Below are 18,483 nucleotides of genomic sequence, written 5' to 3' on the forward strand. Positions count from 1 at the left end.
GCGCCACGGGCGGCGCGCTTGCCTGCTCGGGCGCGCTCGCCGGCGCGCCGCCGAGCGGCATCGTGATGCGCTGGCCGTTGCGTGCGAACACCACTTCGTCCGGGCCGATCGACACGACGGTCGCGCCTTCCTTCATCCGCGCACCTTCGAAATAGCGGCTGCCGTCGACCGTCTCGATGTAGCGCTAGTCGCCGTCGCCGGCGAACACGGTCGTGATCTCCGGAATGCCCGCCGTGCCGCCGAGCGTCGTCGCCGTGCGCGGCGCGGCCGCGTCGGCATCGCGCACGTGATCGACCACCTCGAGCGCCGGGCGCGCATCCTTCATGTAGTTGCGGATGCGCGGCTCGATCTGCGCGCGCGCGGCCGCGCCCGTCAGCTCGATCCGGCCGCGGCCGAGATACGTGACCGTCAGCGCCGTGTCGCTGAAATAGGTCTGCGCGGTCGCGACCAGATCGCTGACCACGTAGATGTTGCCGAGCGCCGCGTTGTCGACGCCCGCGACGATCTGCGCGACGCGCTCGCGCGCGGCCGGGTCGCTCACGTAGCCCGACACGATCACGCCGTCGTCGCGCGGCGCGACCGCCAGCTCCGGATACGCGTGCAGCAGTTGCTGCAGCCGGTGCGTGCGCGCGAGCACCGATTCGTGCTGCCACGGCAGCCGCCCCGACCACGCGACGAAGCCGTAGCCGAGCGCGCCGAGCAGCACGCCGACCCACAGCGCGACCAGCGCGATCACGAGCCGCCGGCTGCCCAGCCGCCGCAGCCCGCCCGTGAGCCAGCCGAGCCACGCGGCCTCGCGCGCGGCGTCCGGCGCGTCCGTTTCGTCGGGCACCGCGACGCTCGCCTGCGCATGCCGTGCGATGCCGAGCCGGATCGAGCCGACGGTCACGACGTCGTTCGGCGTCAGCGAGCGGCGGCCGGCGCCGAGCGGCTCGTCGTTGAACAGCACCGGCGCGCCGGTGTCGCCGCCGTGGTTCTGCACGGTCACCGCGAGCGCGCCGACCTGCAGGCACACCTGCTTCGCGCCGATCTCGCGATCGGGCAGGATCACTTCGCAGTCGGCCGCCGTGCCGACCCAGTTCGCGCCGCGCGCGAGCGACATCGTGCGGCCGTACATCGGCCCGCTCAGGAAGCACAGGTTCCACGGCGACGCGAGCGCGGCCGAACCGGCCCCGGCGCCTGCCGCGCCGCCGGGCAATGCGCCGTCGCCGTGCGGATCAATGATGCTCGTCGACATGCGTGACCACTCCTGCGGTCGTCGCCGCCGGCTGCGACGCCGCGCCCACGGGCGGCGGCAACGCGGGCGGACCAAACTTCGTGCCGGGCAGCGGCTTCGGCGTCAGCGGCACCGTGACGTCGTTGTCCGGCGGCCGATACATCGACATCCCTTCCGGGTTCGCCGGACCGTCGACGCCCGGGTTCACGGGCGAGCCGTCCGGCGCATACATCGACGCGTTCGTCACGACGCGCGGCGTCAGCAGGTAGAAGCGCTCCATGTGGTTGCCCGACTTGTCGGTGTACTTGAACAGGTTGCCGATCAGCGGGATGTCGGACAGCCAGGGCACGCCGCTCTTGTTCAGCCGCACCTCGTCGTCGTTGAAGCCGGCGATCAGGAGGCTCTTGCCTTCGTCGATCATCGTCTTGGTGACGATGTTGCGCTGCTGGATCACCGGCACGTTCGACACGGCCTGCCCCGGCACGATGTTGCCGTCCTGGATGTCGATCGACATCATCACGCTCTGCGGGCTGCCGGACACGGCCGCGGCGTTGCGGATCGCCTCGTCGACGATCATCGGCGTCACCTTGATGCTGGTGCCGGTCGTCACGCTGTACAGCGACGAATCCTGGTAGCCGGGCACCTGCACGTAGAACTGCGTGAGGTTCTCGAGGATCGCCTCGGTGTTGTCGAGCGCGAGCACCTTCGGCTTCGATCGCAGTTGGGCCTGACCCTTCTGCGCGAGCGCGTTCACGCGCGTGAGCAGGTAGTTGCGCAGCGACCCGCCGATCGACGCGGTCAGCGCGATGCCGGTCGGCATGAAGGTGCCCGTCTGCCCGGTTTCCGACGTGCCGATGCCGAACGTCAGCGGCGGGTTGCCGACGCCGTTGTACTGCGTGTTGCCGTTCAGCGGGTTCTGGCCGTTGCCGATCTGCACGTCGCCGTGCGTCGTGTGCAGGCGCCAGTCGATCCCGAGGCTGTCGAGCGAATCCTCGTTGATGTCGATGATCGTCACGTTGATCTCGACGATGCGCGGCCGCTCGTCGAGCTGGCCGATCAGCGACTGGTAGCGATACATGTTCTCCGGCAGGTCGCGCACGATCACCGCGTTGATCGCCGGATCGGCGACGATCTGCGGCAGCGTGTCGCCGCCGCCGGTCGAGAACGGCGAAAAGCCGCCGCCCATGCTGCCGTCCGTACCGCCATAACCGCCCTGTCGCAGGCCGCCGGAGATGTCGGGGAAGTCGAGCCGCGGCACCGCGATCGTCAGCCCCGAGCCGAGCTTCACCTGTCGCGCGGCCTGCCCGAGCGGCGTGCTCGCCGGCGCCGCGGCCGTGTCGCCGGTCTTGCCGAACAGCCGGCGCAGGATCGTCGCGACGCCCGGCACCGTCACTTCCTTGCCCGAGCGGTTGATCGTGAAGTCCGACGCCCAGCCGTATTTCAGCCGGAATGCGCGGATATCCGCATGCGCGCCGTTCGCCGACGGATCGCCGACCGAGCCGATCGCCTGCCGCACGAGTTCGACATAGCGGCGCGGGCCGGCCACGTACACGCTGTTCGAGCGGTCGTTGATCACCAGCGTGTAGCGCTTGTCCGGAATCTGCATCGCCTGCAGCGCACGGCCGATTTCGCCGGATGCGTTCGGCGGGATCGGGATCATCTGCGTCTGCGACTGGTCGGCCGGATCGACGTACAGGAACGAGCCGTCGTAGTACCACGTGAGCCCGTAGGTCGAGCAGATCGTGTCGAGCGTCTGCTGCGGCGTGCCGGAAAAGCGGCCGCTGATCACGCCGTCGACCTTCGGGTCGACCACCGCCGTCACGCCCTGCGACGACGCGAGCTCGCGGATGAAGTCGCCGATCTTCTTGCCGTTCGCGACGATCGTGAACGGCTTGTTGCGCCAGCGCAGGTCCGCGGCGCACGCATGCTGCGCGGGCGCCATGCACAGCGACGCCGTGAGCAGCGCGGTCGCGCACACGGCAAGCGCGGCCCGTTGCAGGCTGCGCGGTTGAAACCGGATCGAGGCGACGCGTCGACGCATCAAAGGACTCCTGTTGAAGAAACGAACATGCGTTCCAGCGCCTGCTGCGCGAAGCGCAGCACTTCGCCGCCGAGCCAGCCCGACAGCAGCACGAGCGCGACCATCACGGCGATCAGCCGCACCGCGATGCCGATATTGGCGTCCTGCACCTGCGTGACGGCCTGCAGGATCGCGACGACGAGGCCCGTGACGGTCGCGATCAGCACGATCGGCAGCGACAGCAGCAGCACGAGCATCAGCGCCTGGCGCGTCAGGTCGAGGATCGTCCAGTTCGTCATTGCACGGCTCCCGGCGCGCGCACGTCGGCGCCCGCGCCGACCGTGCCGTCGTCCGGCGGGTTCTTCACCCAGCCGACCGTATGCAACTGCACGTCCTCCTCGACTTCCTGGTACGACAGCACCGCGAGGTCGGGCAGCACCGGCTGCAGGATCGTCTTCACGTAGCGGCGCGCGCCGAGCGCGACCATCACCGCGAGCCGCGCGGCGCCCGGCGCGTTGCCGTGGCCGCCGGGGCCGGCCGCCTGCGCGGCGTGCACGATCGCGCGCACCTGTTCGCCGATGTCCTGCTTGACCGCGCTCGACAACGCGAGGAAATTGCCCTGCTTCGTGCGCATCACCGCGCGCTCGATCCGCTCCTGCAGGTTCTGCTCGAACAGCACGACACGCAGCTGGCGCGCCGTGCCCGCATGACGGTCGGTGATCATCCGGCGCAGGTCGACGCGCACGAGTTCGACCAGCGCGATCACGTCGTCGGGCTCGTTCGGCGCCCACGTGATCAGGCTCTCGAAGATCACGCGCAGGTTGCGGATCGGCACCTGTTCGGCGAGCAGCCGGCGCAGCACTTCGGTCACGCGCTGTAGCGGCACGAGCCGCGTCAGTTCGCCGACGAGCTCCGGATGATCGCGCCGCACCAGATGCACGAGCGCCTGCGTCTCCTGGATGCCGAGCAGCTCGTCCGCATGCTGGCGCACGATCTGCTCGACGTGCGCGGCCAGCGCGCTTTCGCTCGACAGCCACTTGCCGTCCGGCGCCGCGCCGTCGGGCTTGATCCACAGCGCGGTCGCGAACGGGCCGAACGCCTCGGCCGGCTGACGCTCCGCACGCTCCGGCAGCGGCGCGACGCCGTCCCACAGCAGCCAGCCCGGCTTCAGCGCGCCGTGCGCGGCGAGCACGTCCTGCAGGTAGATCCGGTACGTGCCGGCCGGCGCGCCCTCGTCGTCGTTCAGCGTGATGCGCGGAAACACCGTGCCGATGTCCGCGTCGACGCGCGCCTTCGCGCTCGACAGCGCCGCCTGCAGTTGCGCGAGGTTCAGGCCCGTACGCAGGTCGTCGGACAGCGACACCGCGATCAACGACGTGACGCCGGCCGCGTGCGGCACCTTCGCCGGCTGGCCGTCGTCGGCCGCGCCGACGCGCCCCGCGACATGAATCAGGTTGAAGCTCGGCGCGGACGTCTTGCGCTTCAACTGCGTGAACGCGAAGGCGCCGAGGCCGAGCGCGATCAGCGCGAACGACCATTTCGGAAAGCCGGGCACGACCAGAAAGCCGCTCAGCACGAACGCCGCGATCAGCAGCGCGCGCGGGTGCGCGCCCAGTTGCTCGCCGAGCTGTTCGCCGAGCTGGCGCTGCCGCGCATCGCGCGTCGCGACGCGCGTCGTCACGATGCCGGCCGCGATCGATACCAGCAGCGACGGAATCTGCGACGCCATCCCGTCGCCGACCGTCAGGATCGCGTAACGCTGCAGCGCCTCGCCGATGTCCATCCCGTGCATCAGCGTGCCGACCGCGATCCCCGCGACGATGTTGATGAACGCGATCACGAGGCCCGCGATCGCGTCGCCCTTCACGAACTTCATCGCGCCGTCCATCGCGCCGTGCATCTGCGATTCCTGCTCGAGCTTCTCGCGGCGCTCGCGCGCCTCGTCGGCGCTGATGATGCCCGCGCGCAAGTCCGCATCGATGCTCATCTGCTTGCCCGGCATCGCATCGAGCGAGAAGCGCGCGCCGACTTCGGCCACGCGCTCCGACCCTTTCGCGATCACGATGAACTGCACGACCGCGATCACGAGGAACACGACGCCGCCCACCACCACGTTGTTGCCGACCACCAGCCGTCCGAACGCGTCGATCACGTGGCCGGCGTTCGCATGCAGCAGGATCAGCTTGCACGACGCGATGTTCAGCGCGAGCCGGAACAGCGTCGTAAACAGCAGCAGCGCGGGAAACGACGAGAAGCTGACCGCCGACGGCACGTAGGTCGACACCGTCAGCAGCACGACGCTCGCCGCGAGATTCAGCGAGATCATCCCGTCGAGCGCGGCCTGCGGCAGCGGCAGGATGAACAGCGCGACGACCGCGACGATGAAGGTCGCGAGAAACAGGTCGGCGCGCGGCGAGGCGCCTCCGAGGCGCCGTCCGGACACGCCGCGGCCGGCGGAAAACAACCGCTGCCAGTCGCGGGGGAGCGCCTTCGGTTCAGCCATCGTGCCGTTGTCCTGTCGTTATCGCCGGCTGGCACGGGCAACCCTTCCCGTGCTGCGCGGACCGTTGAATGGGACGAGTGTAGCGACGGGAAACCGCGGAAAAAGAAGCGCGCCTCGTAGCGTGAAAGCGCGTTTTCCTCAGACGATCGAATCGGACTACGAAACCCGGCGGCCCGCTCGGGCACGCGCCGCCGGAACCGCTTCCATCGCGCGCCGCGGGCGCCGGCGCGCGTGTCCGGCAGGCTTACGTCAGGACGGCAGCCGCCGCGCGGCGAGGTACGCGAGCTGCGCGCGGTTCTGCACGTTGAAGAGCTTTTCCAGCGAGCGGATATGGTGCCCGACCTTGTGCAGCGACGTGCGCAGCGCGCTCGCGATCTCCTGGTCGGACAGCCCGTGCACGAGCCGGTCGAGCACCTGCTGCTGCTCGTCGGCGAGCGCGAAGCCGCGCATGCGCGCGACGCGCGCCTCGAGGAACGGCAGCGCGACGCGATGCACGGCAAGGCTGACCGACAGCGCGCCGCCGATCACGCGATCGTCGATCCATTCGGTGCCGTGCGTTTCCGACGTCAGGTTCACCGCGACGCGCAGGTCGAGGCGCGGCGCCGACAGGCTGAAGATCACGCCGCTGTTCATCGCATGCGCGCGCAGATGGCCGGCGAGCGCCAGCACCTTGCGGTCGCCGCTGCCGTGCGCGGCCGCCTCGATCTCGTCGAGCCGCCACGCGACCGGAAAGCCGCTCTGCCGCACCTGCGCGAAGCGCGGGTCGCTGTCGTACAGCATCCCTTCGATGAACGGCTGCATGAACGTCGCCGGCGCGAGGTCGCGCAGCAGATGCGCGCGCAGAATGCGCCGCCCGATCATTTCGTAGGCGCCGTAACCGAGCGTACTGAATCCGATTTGCCGCAATCGCGCATGGCATTGCGCGAAATCGAATGACGCGAGGTCGGTTTTACCGGGTGCTATTTGAATACCGGTAAAAAAGTCGCGCTCGATTGCGTGATATTCGTTCGAATAAGCGGCAGCGGCCGCTATATCGGCTTGTGAGAACCATTCGACGCGTGGTGCGCCGTCAGCATATGTCATGAGGAGCCCGCCCTTTCCCAATATGTGAAACTGCGCCCCGTCACGATCTGGTCTTTTCTTTATGATTTTCTGGTCGTCGTTATATGCGCGCGAACATGAACCTTTCGCCGACATTAGTATTACGGCATATTACCCACACACCGGCATTTTTGTACAATGCCCCCGCGTTTCGTCAGGGATGACGGTCGGCGCAGATCACAACGATGCTCGGTCGCACCGCCGCGAATGCCGTACACGATACGGCCGCCGCCAGGCGATGCGCGTCGATTCCGAGGGATGGCTCATGTCCGATATTGCATTGCACGAAGAAGCGGTCGCCCCAACCACCTTGCCGCGCGCGTCGCGCGGATCGGACGCAGGCGCGGACGCGCTGCGCGAGCGCACCGTGCAGGTCGTCTGGTGCGACGACGTCAAGCGCGGCGACGTCGCGCAGCCGCACGCGCCGAAGCTCGGCGTGGCCGATACGCTCGCGCACGCGCAGAGCACGGCCGAGCGCAACCGGATCGTCACGAGCCTGCTGCATCTGACAGGCTTCTCGACGTTCGCGTACTTCGCACTCGAATTCACGCGCGAGCGCGTCGAAAGTCTCTACCTGCACGAGGCGTTCACGCCGGCCACCTATCGCGGCGACTACGTGCGCCACAACCATCATGACGTCGATCCGCGCACGCTCGGCGCGCGCGTGTGCAACATGCCGATCGTGTGGGATCTGCAGCAATTGCGCCGCGAGCACCGCGAGCGCGACGACGCGCCGCGCGTGAGCCCTGCCGCGCTCGACGGCTTCCTGCAGACGATGCAGGACGACGGGATGTGCAGCGGCATCATGTATTCGATGGCCGTGCCGGGCACGCGGCTGCACGCGTTCATGAGCTTCACCGCGCCGCGCCGCACGCGCGAATGGATCACGCCGGCGACGATCGAGCAGGCGCTGTCGATCGGGCTGTCGGTACACAAGTTCGCGTCGCCGCAATTGATCTCGACGTCGCGCGAGCGCGCGGTCAACGGGCTCACGCCATTCGAGCAGGAACTGCTGCTCGGCATCGCCGAAGGCGCGTCCGACAAGGAAATCGGCCGGCGTCTCGACACCAGCGCGCACAACGTCGACTATCACCTGCGCAAGCTGCGCAAGCGCTTCGGCGTCGCGAACCGGATCCAGCTCACCTATCTGACGTCGAAGCTCGAGTTGATCTGACGACGGCGGCGCAGCGCGGTTTCGCGCCGACGAACGCGTCAACGCACATGCCGGCCTCGCGGGCCGGCATGTGCGGGTGGCGGCGCGGCGCCGCTTGCTGGCGGACGATCGCCGTTACTTCATCAGCGTCATCTGCACGACCTTCACGATCACGAGGCCGACCGCGATCACCAGATAGCCGCGCAGCACGGCCATCCAGATCCGCGTCGCGAGCGTCATGTTCTGCGGTTCGAGCGTATCGAGCGGCGGCATGCGCCACGTGTCGCGCAGCGAACGATCGACGGCCGGCTCGACGACGCGCCTGTTGCGGCGAATCAGTACCGTCGCGAGATAGCCGGCGATCGCGAGCACGGTGCCGCCCACCAGCACGTCGACGATCGCCTCGCCGCTGATGTCCGGATACATCACCGATGCGGTCAGGATGATCGACAGCAGCACCAGCACCCAGATCACCGCGCCCGTAAATATGTTGAGCTTCGTCGAGTTGACCCAGGGCCCAAGCACCTGGCGGTCGTTGCACAGCACCAGCAGGAACACCGTCGCGCTCGGCAGCAGCACGCCGGCCAGCGTCTGCACGGCTTCGGTCAGCAGGCCGAGCGGGCTGCCCGGGATCAGCACGAGCGCGGCCGCGGCCGCGACGATGCCGAAATAGACGAGATAGAACCCCTTCGCGTCGGTCACGCCGCGGTGCAGCGAGTGGCGGATCCTGAATACGTCGCCGATCGCGTACGCGGTCGACAGCGACACGGCCGCCGCGCCGATGATGCACGCGTCGAGCAGCGCGACGGCGAACAGCGTCGCGCTCGTGCGGCCCGCATACTTCTCGAGGCCCGCGATGACGCCGCCCGCGTCGGTGAAGTTGCCGGCTTCCGGATGGCCGCCGAACAGCGCCGAGCTGAAGCCGATCATCGCGACCGCGCCGACCAGCACGAACGCGATGCCGATCCACAAGTCGGCCTTTTCATATTTCATGAAGCGCGGCGTGATGCGCTTGTCGATCACGTAGCTTTGCTGGAAGAACAACTGCCACGGCGCGACCGTCGTGCCGACGATACCGATCACGAGCAGCATCACGTCCGACAGCTTCGCGTGCGCGGGCCAGTTCGGCACGAAGAAATCGCGCGTCATCTGCGCGACGGGCGGGTGGATCGACACGAGCACCGGCACGAGCAGCAGGCTCAGCACGCACAGCCCGATCGCGAACCGCTCGAAGCGCCGGAAATCGCCGGTACTCACCGCGGCCATCGTCAGCGCGGCGGCCACGCACACGCCGGCCACCTTCGGCAATCCGAAGAAATCGAGCACGAAGGTGATGCCGATGAACTCGGTGACGATGGTCAGCGCGTTGAGCAGGAACAGGTCGATCACGCTGAACGCGCCCCAGAACTTGCCGAAGCGTTCGAAGATCAGGCGCGCATGGCCGACGCCCGTGACCGCGCCGAGGCGCAGCACCATTTCCTGGTTCACGTACAGCACGGGCACGAGCAGCAGCAACGTCCACAGCAGCGTCGTGCCATAGTTCTGGCCGGCCTGCGTATAGGTGCCGAATGCGCCGGCGTCGTTGTCGCCGACCATCACGATCAACCCCGGGCCGATGATCGCGAGCAGCGTGCGCAGGCGCGCCCACCACGTGCCGCGCGCGCCGGTATCGTGGTGCGAGATGGTGCCGAGCGCACCGCGGATGTCGCCCAGATGGGCTTCGTCGAGCACGGCGCCGCGCTCGACCGCGATCGGTGGAGAGACGTTGGAGGGCGTGGACATGATGTGTTCCGTACGGCTAAGGGTTATGCGATTCGATGAGCGTGCGACCTTGGAATGCGCACGGGGCGGCCGCTCGAAGGCGGCCCGCGTGCGCATGCCGAGGCGCGCTCGGCGCTTCTTTTCAGTGGATCAATGCTTTGAGCTGGTCCAGCAGACGGGCGAACACCCGCGGACGGGCGTCGAGCGTCAGCATCGCGTCGTAGTGCTGGCGCGATTCCGTGACGTGCGGAAGGTTCGACAGCAGAAGGCCGAAGTTCATGGTCTGGCTCCGTGCGGCGACGGCAGCGTGCCGGCCGCGTGATGGGCGCGGGGCCAGTCCGGGGCCTGAACGGCGTATCAGGCTAGTCGGCCGGATTGTCCCCGCGACCCGGGTTCAAAAGGGTCTGCGTATGCAACGGACATAAGGGACAACTGTCACTGTCGTTCATGGCGGCTCCTGTGCGGTGTTCCGGGGAACACGGTTGACCGCCGTCCGGCCGGCGGGCCGGCATTCGCGCGCCCGGAGATCGGATGCGCGAACGCGGCCGCCTGCCTGGCGGCGGCGAAACCGGGCAACGCATGCGAGAACGCATCACGCTAACCGGCGCGAATCAGGGTGCACGTAGGGAATGGCTGCGGAATACTGCTGCGCGCACCGTTTGCCTGGCAGACAAACGGCGGCTTCGATGAGGCGCGGACGTCGGTCGCTCAGGCGGAAATTTCGTTCGAAGATCGACTACTGCAGGCGTCCAAGGCGGCGGCCCCAAGAGTGAAGATGGCGGATTCTATGGATCGCGCGAAAGCGAAGTCAACCCCTTGAAACCCCATTTTTCGAAATAAATTCCCCGCGTGACGCGGCTGAAAGATTTGCCCTTGAATTGACGTTCTGAAACCTTTCAGCGTCGTCACGACGCAACGATGCGCCGATGCGCGGGAGCAACGGCCCGACCTGCGCCGCGCGCCCTCGTCACGCTCGCGGAGCGGGTACGTGGCCGCCGCGCGCCGCTGCGACACGCACACCACGCAGCGCAACCGTCATGCGTTTTTTACTTGCGCCGCAGCAAAAGTCGCGACTACAATCCGCCCCAATTCATTACGGGAGTCCCTCCGTGGACGCATGCTCTAGTTGCAGTTCGATGCCGGTCCAGGCCGGCCAAGCCATCGCGAGATAGCAGCCAGACGCATGTCTTTCGCCGCTAGCTCGCACTCGTCGGGTTAGCGCGCCTCCATCCGGGCCGGCCATCGCCGGTTCGTCAGTCGCACGCTTCGCCATGTTCCACCCTCCGATCGCAGGCCGCGTCATGCACCCGCGCTCGATCACGTCGTCCGGCGTTCGCCGGACGGAACGGAGGCAGCGTCATGTTCTTTCAATCGTTCGCGTTCAAGTTCAAGCGCGTCGTGCACGTCGCGTGCGACCGCTCGTTTTCCGGCTTCTCGCCGCTCGCCCGGGCATTCGGCCGCTGGCGTGGCCTGGCCCTCGCCCACGTCCCCGCGGCGCCCCGCCCGCTCGATTGCGTGCTGATCGCCGCGACGGCGGCCGCGGTCGCGCTCGTCGCGCTACTGTGCTCGGCCGCGTCACACGTCGGCTTCGCGCAGGTGTGGCGCGTCGGCGGCTGGCTGCCGTAAGTCCTTCCCCATGCGGGCCGTCTCGCCATGCGGCCCGCATCACGTTCCCGTTTCTTCAGCCAACCTGATCAAACTGCCAACCCAAATGAAGAACCCGCTCGCTCCCGTCCCGCGCAAGCTTCGCCTCGACGCGCTCGCCGCGCTGCTGCTGTCGCTCGCCACCGCATCCGCATTCGCGCAAGCCTCGGCTGCCGCCGCCGAACCGGCGGCCGGCACGAACGATGCCGCCGCCCCCACGCAACCACCGGCCGCCGATGCCGCCGCGCCCGCGCCCACCGGCTTGTGGGAGCGTTCGAACCTCCTAGGCAACATGGGCGGCCTGCGCGACGTGCTCGACGAACACGGCGTCACGCTGAGCCTTCAGGAAACCAGCGAATACCTGTACAACGCGTCCGGCGGCACGGGGCGCGGCGGCGCGTACCAGGGGCTCACGCAATTCGGTTTCAACGTCGATACCGGCAAGGCGATCGGCCTGCCGGGCGGCACGTTCAACGTGTCGGGGCTGCAGATCCACGGCACCAACCTGTCGCAGCGCTACCTGCAAACCTTGCAGACCGCGACCGGCATCGAGGCCAATTCGACCACGCGCCTGTGGGAGCTCTGGTATCAGCAGTCGCTGCTCGACGGCAAGGTCGACGTGAAAGTCGGCCAGCAGAGCGTCGACCAGGAATTCATGGTGAGCGAGAACGCAGCGACGTTCATGAACGCGACGTTCGGCTGGCCCGTGCTGCCGTCCACCGACCTGCCGTCCGGCGGCCCCGCGTATCCGCTGTCGTCGCTCGGCGTGCGGCTGCGCGTGAAGCCGGCCGACGCGTGGACCGCGATGGTCGGCGTGTTCGACGGCAACCCGGCCGGCCGCACCGACGGCGACGCGCAGGTGCTGAACGCGCACGGCACCAACTTCAATCTGCGCAGCGGCGCATTCGTGATCGGCGAAGTGCAGTACGCGCTGAACGCGCCGCCCGCCGACCCGAAGGCGCCGCAGCCGGCCGGCCTGCCCGGCACGTACAAGCTCGGCGTCTGGTATCACTCGCAGCACGCGAACGATCCGCGCTACGGCACCGACGGGCTGTCGCTCGCCGATCCGGCGAGCAACGGCACGCCCGCCACGCATCGCGGCAACTACGGCTTCTATGCGGTCGCGGATCAAATGGTGTGGCGGCCGTCGGCCGACAGCCCGCGCTCGGTCGGCGTGTTCGCGCGCGTGATGGGCTCGCCCGGCGACCGCAATGTCGTCGATTTCGCGGCCAATGCCGGCGTGACGCTGAAGGCGCCGTTCGCCGGACGCGACAACGACGTCGCCGGCATCGCGATCGGCTACGCGAAGATCGGCTCGCATGCGCGCGGCCTCGACGGCGATACCGGCGTGTACACGACGCCCGGCTATCCGGTGCGCCGCGCGGAAACCGTGATCGAGGCGACCTACCAGTATCAGGTCGCGCCGTGGTGGCAAGTGCAGGCCGATCTGCAGCACTTCTTCCGTCCGGGCGGCGGCATCCCGAACCCGAACACGGTCGGCGCGCGCATCGGCGACGAAACCGTGGTCGGCGTGCGCACGACGATCACGTTCTGATGCGAGCCGCATGAAGACCCGGGCCGGCCGGCCGCTTGCGCGACGGTCCGGCCCGTGCGATGGCTTGCGGTACGGGCATGCGGCCCCTCCCGCGCGCTACACACTATTCGCCGTACAGCCCCAGCAGTTTCAGCGTGACGCCGTTGGTCCAGCCGAAGCCGTCCTGCAACGGATATTCGCCCCCTCCGCCGCCGCCCGTGCCCGTGCCTTCGACCACGTACTTCTCGACCAGCTTGCCTTCGGTCGCGTACACCTGCTTCACGTCGGCCAGGAATCGCGTGCCGATGTCCTTCGCGAGCGCCGGTTCGCCGTAACGGCGCAGCCCGTCGATCGCGATCCACTGCAGCGGCGCCCAGCCGTTCGGCGCATCCCATTGCTGGCCCGTGTTCTCGGTCGTCGTCACGAGGCCGCCCGGCTGCAGCAGCGTCTTGCGCACTTCGCGCGCGGTCGCCTTCGCGCGCTCCGGCCACGCCACGCCCGCGAACAGCGGATACAGCGCGGCCGCCGTCACGCCGTCGCGCGGCTTGCGCAACTGCCAGTCATAGTCGCCGTAATAGCCGCGGCGGTTCCACAGGTAGTGATTGATCGCGGCCGCGCGCCGTCCAGCCCGCGCCGAGAAATCGGCCACGCAGCCGATGTCGCGCGTGAGCGCGCAGCCCTTCACGATGGTCGTCTCGAGATGGAACATCAGGCTGTTCAGGTCGACCGGCACGATCGAGGTCGTGCGGATCGTCGCGAGCGTCTTGCCGTCTCCGAACCAGCGCGAGCTGTAGTCCCAGCCGCTTTCGGCGCCCGCGCGCAGGTCGCGGTACACCTCGTTCGCCGGACGGGACGGCACCGATTTCGCGGTCGTCACGTCCTGGAGATACGATTCGTCGCGCGGCGTGTCGCTCGCATCCCAGTAGCGGTTCAGCACCGCGCCGTCGGGCATCGTGACCACGTGGCGCGCGGCCTGCCCGCGCGGCGTCGTGGTTTCGCCCTGCATCCAGTACGCATGCTCCTTGCGCAGCGCCGGCAGGTATTTCTGGTAGACCTTGTCGCCTTCGACCTGCGCGGCGAGCGTGACCATGTACGCGAAGAACGGCGGCTGCGAGCGGCTCGCGTAGTACGTGCGATTGCCGTTCGGGATGTGCCCGATCGTATCGATCAGGTATGCGAAGTTGTCGAGCATGTCGTCGACGAGGTCCTCGCGCCCCGACACCTGCAGCCCGAGCATCGTGAAATAGGTATCCCAGTAGTAGCCTTCGCGGAAGCGGCCGCCCGGCACGACGTACGGCTTCGGCATCGGAATCAGCGAACTGTACGGGGGCGCCGTGACGCTCGTGCGCGTGAGCTGCGGCCACAGCCAGTCGATGTGCTGGCGCAGCGTCTGGTTCGGCGGCGGCGTCACGCCGCCTGCCGCGGGCGGTGTGAAATGCTGGTCGACGAACGCCTTCAGCGAGAAACCCGGCTGCGATTTCTGTTGCTGATACAACTGCACGATCGTCGCGGGATCGGTGTCGGGCGTGGCGTCGACGAAGGTCTTCTGGTCGGGATAGAGCTGCGCGGTCTGCACCGCGACGAACAGGTCGCCGTAGAGCTGGCTCGGCGGCGGCAGCAGCGTGCCCGACACGGGCGCGGAAGCGGCCGCGGTGGTGGCCGGCAACGCCGACTGGCTGGCCGCTTGCGCGGCGGCCTGATGCGCATTGTCGGCCTGCGCGGCGCAGCCGGCGACGGCGAGATAGGCGATGGCCAGCGCGGCGGCCCAGCGCAGACGCGGCGCGGGCGGCGACTGACGCGACGAGAAACGAGATGCAAGCGGTGCGGCACGACGTGACGTCATGGCGTGTCCCCTCCTTTCGATGGTGGTGGATCGGCACGAGGTCTCGTTCGCGCGCGCGTTCGTCTCGATGGCCTTCGATCGATACGCGTCATGTTGTGGTGTGAATGGGCCCGACTGTCGCACGAAACATGCGTGTCAAGCAAGTTTCGATTCGCGCGACTCCCGCAGATAACCGTGCACCGCCCGCCACGCGCGCACTTCGAGCGCATCGGCATCGGTCTCGCCGCGCGCGCCTGCCGCATCGACGATGCCTTTCACGATCGCGAGCAGATCGTGCGCGACCACGTCGGGCGCGGCGACGCGTGGCGCATCGCGCAGCCCGAGCGCATGCAGCAAGGTCGCGTGGATGCGGTCCGCGACGCGCTCGGTGCGCGCGCCGAGCGGCAACCGCGCCTCCTCGAAATCGATCAGCCGCGCGAGCACCGGCCGGCGCATCTGGTGTGCGACGGCCCCGCGCACCAGCGCGCGCAGCACGTCGTCGCAGGACGACCGCGCGGCCGCGCGGTCGACGTCGTCGAGCAGATGCGCGCTCTCGCGCTCGACGAGCGCGGCCGTCAGCGCATCGCGGTTCGGGAAGTATTGATAGAGGGAGCCGATGCTCACGCCGGCCAGCGCGGCCACGGCATTCGTCGTGTAGCCATCGAAGCCGTCGCGCTCCAGAACGCGGGCGGCGGCCTCGACGATCGCATCGACGGTGGCCATCGAGCGGCGCTGGCGCGGCGCCTTGCGGGGCAAAAGCGGGATGCGCGAGGACGATTCGGACATGGCGGGAAGGCGGCTTTTGAATATGAGCAAGTGCTCATATTTTAGAAACGCACCGCCGCACCGTCAAAAGGAATCGACATGGCCGGCCGACGCGCCGCTCGTCGCATTCAAGCGCAAGCGCGCGGTCGATTTACCGTGCGACACGCGGTTGGGAAATCACCGCGTCGACATCCTGCCCGGTATCGAAAGCGCGCGCGCCCCGCTGCGACGATGCGGGTTTGTTCACCGGGCAAGCAGCGCACTGCTCGCGCGTGCGCAGTCATCCCTTCCGCGCCACCCGTCAGAAAAGACGACTGTTGCAACATGCGGAACAACTGTTGTCATACGTGACGCAGCGCTCACATTATGGGCATAATGGCGTCTTTACCGCGCCCCCTCCTCATGTCGCCCGTCTTTCTAGCACCGCTCATCGTTGCCTGTGCGTTGTTCATGGAAAGCGTCGACGCGAACATCATCGTCACCGCACTGCCTGCGATGGCGAGGGACTTCGGGCACAACCCCGTCACGCTGAACATCGCGATCACGGCCTACGTGGTCGGTCTCGGCGTGTTCATCCCGATCTGCGGCTGGCTCGCCGACCGCTTCAGCGCCCGCTCCGTGTTCCGCACCGCGATCGGCATCTTCGTCGTCGGCTCGCTGATGTGCGCGGCATCCAACTCCCTCGGCGTGCTCACGTTCGCGCGCTTCATCCAGGGCGTCGGCGGCGCGATGATGGTCCCGGTCGGCCGCATCATCATCTTCCGCGCGGTGCCGCGCGCCGATCTCGTGCGCGCGATGAACTACCTCGCGATTCCCGCGCTGTTCGGGCCCACGGTCGGGCCGCTCGTCGGCGGCTTCATCACGACCTACCTGCACTGGCGGATGATCTTCTTCATCAACGTGCCGATCGGCCTTTACGGAATCTACCTCGCGAGCAAGCACATCGCGAACACGCACGAACCCGATCCGGGCCCGCTCGACTGGTTCGGCTTCCTGCTGTCGGCCAGCGGTGCCGCACTGCTGCTGATGGGCCTCACGCTGATCGACGGCTCGCTCACGTCGCGCTCGAACGCGATCATCATGTGCGCGGCCGGCGCCGCGATGCTCGCGCTGTACGTGCCGTACGCGCGCCGCAAGACACGTCCCGTGCTCGACCTCGGTTTCCTGAAGATCCCGACGTACCACGCGAGCGTCGTCGGCGGGTCGCTGTTCCGCATCGGCCTCGGCGCGGTGCCGTTCCTGCTGCCGCTCGCGCTGCAGGAAGGGCTCGGCATGAGCGCGTTCCACTCGGGGCTCATCACGTGCGCGTCCGCGCTCGGCGGCGCGGTCAGCCGGTCGACGGCCACGCATACGCTGCGCCGCTTCGGCTTTCGCACGGTGCTGATCTACAACGCGGCATTCGCGGGCCTCGCGATCGCCGCATACGGTGTATTCCATCCCGGCATGGCGACCTGGGCGATCTGGCTGATCGTGCTCGTCGGCGGCATCTTCCCCGCGCTGCAGTTCACGAGCCTGAATTCGATGATCTATGCGGACATCTCGCCGCGCGACGCCGGCCGCGCGACGAGCCTCGGCAGCGTCGTGCAGCAGATGTCGCTCGGCCTGGGCGTCACGGTGGCCGGCCTCGTGCTGCACGTGTCGCACTGGCTCCAGGGCCATCAGGCGATGGTGTGGTCGGATTTCTGGCCCGCGTTCCTGGTGGTCGGGCTGTGCTCGTTCGCGTCGATTCCGATCACGCGGCGGCTGCCGCCCGGCGCCGGCGACGAAATCGCGCGCGGCAAGCGGCAGTAAACGGTCGCCGGTCGATTGCGGCCGAAGCGTTTTTGCCACAATCGATCGTCCGGGTATTACGTCGCTTTTATTTTCCAATTCCGCGATTTATTCAATCGCGTGAAACACACAAACCGCTCGCCGAATCCTCTTGCCGAAATAACATCGGCTCGAAAATCGATCGCGCATCACCGCTTTCGATATCCGCCGGCGCCGCGCCACGCCTGCGCGGCCGCTTGCGCGCCCGGGCGCCCCGATATCGTGCATGCGAACGACTTGATAATCCGAAATCCATTGATCGATAATGGTCGCTCGCATCGGCGCGAACAGAATCCCCCCGCCGGATTGCAGCAGTCGCGATAACCATCCCATCCGCTGTTTCACGTTTCGATCGCTATCTCGCCTCGAAGGAGTCTCCATGACTCGAGAGCTGATTCTGCGCGCGCCGGAAACATTCGCCATCGACTCGCCCGCTGAACCGGATGCGGCCCGGCCGCCGTTGCCGACCCATCTTGCCGTCATTCTCGACGGCAACCGGCGCTGGGCGGAGCGCCTCGGCCTGCCGGCCGCCGACGGCTATCGGGCCGGCGGACGCAACGTGCATGCGCTGCTGTCGTGGTGCGAGGAAGCCGGGATCCCGCTCGTGACGCTGTGGCCGCTGTCCACCGAGAATCTCCAGCGCGACGCCGGGGAATTGCGCGGCCTGCTCGCCGTGATCGCCGACGTCTTCGACGAGCTCGCCGCCAGCGGCCGCTGGCGCCTGCACGTGATCGGCGACCTGACGCAGCTGCCGCCCGCCACGGCCGAGCGCATCGGCGCCGCGCAGCAACGCACGGCCCGCGCGCGCGGGCTCGACGTGAACATCGCGGTCGCCTATAGCGGCCGCCTCGACCTGCTGCACGCAGTCCGCTCGCTGATCGCGGAGCACGTCGCGGCCGGCACCGTCGATCAGTTGCTCGCGCAACTCAGCCCGGAGTCGATCGCGAGCCGGCTGTATACGGCCGGCCAGCCTGAGCCGGACCTCGTGATCCGCACGTCGGGCGAACAGCGCCTGTCGAATTTCATGCTGTGGCAAACCGCTTTCTCCGAGTTCTATTTCACGCCGACGTGCTGGCCCGATTTCGGACGCGACGATTTCGAACAGGCCATCGATGCGTACGGCAAGCGCGCGCGCCGGTTCGGCAAGTAGCCCGG

Annotated in this window: 13 protein-coding genes and 1 pseudogene; 5 read left to right on the forward strand and 9 right to left on the reverse strand. The window is 68.0% G+C overall.

All coding sequences use genetic code 11. The annotated features are described in order from the left end of the window. From sctD to LGN10_RS23565, 5 genes and pseudogenes are all read right to left on the reverse strand, one after another. A pseudogene (sctD, locus tag LGN10_RS23545) lies at nt 1-1,237 on the reverse strand (type III secretion system inner membrane ring subunit SctD); the annotation flags it as partial. Continuing rightward, nucleotides 1,218-3,257: a type III secretion system outer membrane ring subunit SctC gene (gene sctC / locus LGN10_RS23550; RefSeq protein ID WP_226225163.1), complete on the reverse strand. Its 2,040-nt coding sequence runs from the start codon at nt 3,255-3,257 to the stop codon at nt 1,218-1,220. The pseudogene sctD and the gene sctC, both read right to left, overlap by 20 nt. Beyond that, nucleotides 3,257-3,535: a type III secretion system export apparatus subunit SctS gene (gene sctS, locus LGN10_RS23555; protein WP_226225164.1), complete on the reverse strand. Its 279-nt coding sequence runs from the start codon at nt 3,533-3,535 to the stop codon at nt 3,257-3,259. Before sctS ends, sctC begins: the two co-directional genes overlap by 1 nt. Further along, nucleotides 3,532-5,739: a type III secretion system export apparatus subunit SctV gene (gene sctV / locus LGN10_RS23560; RefSeq protein WP_226225166.1), complete on the reverse strand. Its 2,208-nt coding sequence runs from the start codon at nt 5,737-5,739 to the stop codon at nt 3,532-3,534. The genes sctS and sctV overlap by 4 nt, the downstream gene beginning before the upstream one ends. Nucleotides 5,740-5,988: 249 nt before the next feature. After that, entirely contained in the window at nt 5,989-6,822 is an 834-nt protein-coding gene (locus tag LGN10_RS23565) for a helix-turn-helix transcriptional regulator (RefSeq protein WP_226225168.1), read from the reverse strand. Between the two features lie 283 nt (nt 6,823-7,105). On the opposite strand from LGN10_RS23565, the gene LGN10_RS23570 reads away from it, so the two are divergent. Continuing rightward, complete coding sequence (locus LGN10_RS23570) at nt 7,106-8,014, forward strand: helix-turn-helix transcriptional regulator (protein ID WP_059585107.1); 909 nt, start codon at nt 7,106-7,108, stop codon at nt 8,012-8,014. 114 nt (nt 8,015-8,128) lie between these two features. On the opposite strand, the gene LGN10_RS23575 is transcribed toward LGN10_RS23570, so the two are convergent. Together LGN10_RS23575 and LGN10_RS23580 are read right to left on the reverse strand one after the other, a co-directional pair. After that, the gene (locus tag LGN10_RS23575) at nt 8,129-9,775 is read right to left on the reverse strand and encodes an NRAMP family divalent metal transporter (protein ID WP_226225170.1); all 1,647 of its coding nucleotides are present in this window, start codon (nt 9,773-9,775) and stop codon (nt 8,129-8,131) included. Between the two features lie 121 nt (nt 9,776-9,896). Then, nucleotides 9,897-10,034: a hypothetical protein gene (locus tag LGN10_RS23580; protein ID WP_185716495.1), complete on the reverse strand. Its 138-nt coding sequence runs from the start codon at nt 10,032-10,034 to the stop codon at nt 9,897-9,899. 1,079 nt (nt 10,035-11,113) lie between these two features. On the opposite strand from LGN10_RS23580, the gene LGN10_RS23585 reads away from it, so the two are divergent. Both LGN10_RS23585 and LGN10_RS23590 read left to right on the forward strand, forming a co-directional pair. Further along, nucleotides 11,114-11,380, forward strand: coding sequence for a hypothetical protein (locus tag LGN10_RS23585; protein WP_059584699.1), 267 nt, complete (start codon nt 11,114-11,116; stop codon nt 11,378-11,380). 85 nt (nt 11,381-11,465) lie between these two features. Continuing rightward, on the forward strand, nt 11,466-12,953 hold the full coding sequence (locus LGN10_RS23590) for a carbohydrate porin (protein ID WP_226225172.1): 1,488 nt from the start codon (nt 11,466-11,468) through the stop codon (nt 12,951-12,953). Nucleotides 12,954-13,056: 103 nt separating this feature from the next. Here the strand turns inward: LGN10_RS23590 and treA are convergent, their stop codons facing one another. Continuing rightward, on the reverse strand, nt 13,057-14,775 hold the full coding sequence (gene treA / locus LGN10_RS23595) for an alpha,alpha-trehalase TreA (protein WP_226225174.1): 1,719 nt from the start codon (nt 14,773-14,775) through the stop codon (nt 13,057-13,059). Nucleotides 14,776-14,910: 135 nt separating this feature from the next. After that, nucleotides 14,911-15,540 carry a TetR/AcrR family transcriptional regulator gene (locus LGN10_RS23600; protein WP_089465687.1) on the reverse strand — a complete coding sequence of 210 codons (630 nt, stop codon included), beginning with the start codon at nt 15,538-15,540 and terminating at the stop codon, nt 14,911-14,913. A 381-nt stretch (nt 15,541-15,921) separates the two neighbouring features. Between LGN10_RS23600 and LGN10_RS23605 the strand changes: the two genes are divergently transcribed. Beyond that, a complete protein-coding gene (locus LGN10_RS23605; RefSeq protein WP_059584688.1) occupies nt 15,922-17,310 on the forward strand; it encodes an MFS transporter in 1,389 nt (462 codons plus the stop codon). 397 nt (nt 17,311-17,707) lie between these two features. Continuing rightward, nucleotides 17,708-18,478 carry a polyprenyl diphosphate synthase gene (uppS, locus tag LGN10_RS23610; RefSeq protein ID WP_059584686.1) on the forward strand — a complete coding sequence of 257 codons (771 nt, stop codon included), beginning with the start codon at nt 17,708-17,710 and terminating at the stop codon, nt 18,476-18,478. Nucleotides 18,479-18,483: the final 5 nt, after the last annotated feature.

The organism is Burkholderia sp. AU32262 (assembly GCF_020419985.1).
GTDB classification, from domain to species: domain Bacteria; phylum Pseudomonadota; class Gammaproteobacteria; order Burkholderiales; family Burkholderiaceae; genus Burkholderia; species Burkholderia semiarida.

Bases quoted from the DNA above. Each gene is read 5' to 3' on its own strand.
- LGN10_RS23585 (WP_059584699.1), top strand. From the start codon at position 11,114: ATGTTCTTTCAATCGTTCGCGTTCAAGTTCAAGCGCGTCGTGCACGTC.
- LGN10_RS23580 (WP_185716495.1), bottom strand. From the start codon at position 10,034: ATGAACTTCGGCCTTCTGCTGTCGAACCTTCCGCACGTCACGGAATCG.
- LGN10_RS23600 (WP_089465687.1), bottom strand. From the start codon at position 15,540: ATGTCCGAATCGTCCTCGCGCATCCCGCTTTTGCCCCGCAAGGCGCCG.
- sctS (WP_226225164.1), bottom strand. From the start codon at position 3,535: ATGACGAACTGGACGATCCTCGACCTGACGCGCCAGGCGCTGATGCTC.
- sctC (WP_226225163.1), bottom strand. From the start codon at position 3,257: ATGCGTCGACGCGTCGCCTCGATCCGGTTTCAACCGCGCAGCCTGCAA.
- LGN10_RS23575 (WP_226225170.1), bottom strand. From the start codon at position 9,775: ATGTCCACGCCCTCCAACGTCTCTCCACCGATCGCGGTCGAGCGCGGC.
- LGN10_RS23570 (WP_059585107.1), top strand. From the start codon at position 7,106: ATGTCCGATATTGCATTGCACGAAGAAGCGGTCGCCCCAACCACCTTG.
- LGN10_RS23590 (WP_226225172.1), top strand. From the start codon at position 11,466: ATGAAGAACCCGCTCGCTCCCGTCCCGCGCAAGCTTCGCCTCGACGCG.
- LGN10_RS23565 (WP_226225168.1), bottom strand. From the start codon at position 6,822: ATGACATATGCTGACGGCGCACCACGCGTCGAATGGTTCTCACAAGCC.
- uppS (WP_059584686.1), top strand. From the start codon at position 17,708: ATGACTCGAGAGCTGATTCTGCGCGCGCCGGAAACATTCGCCATCGAC.
- treA (WP_226225174.1), bottom strand. From the start codon at position 14,775: ATGACGTCACGTCGTGCCGCACCGCTTGCATCTCGTTTCTCGTCGCGT.
- LGN10_RS23605 (WP_059584688.1), top strand. From the start codon at position 15,922: ATGTCGCCCGTCTTTCTAGCACCGCTCATCGTTGCCTGTGCGTTGTTC.
- sctV (WP_226225166.1), bottom strand. From the start codon at position 5,739: ATGGCTGAACCGAAGGCGCTCCCCCGCGACTGGCAGCGGTTGTTTTCC.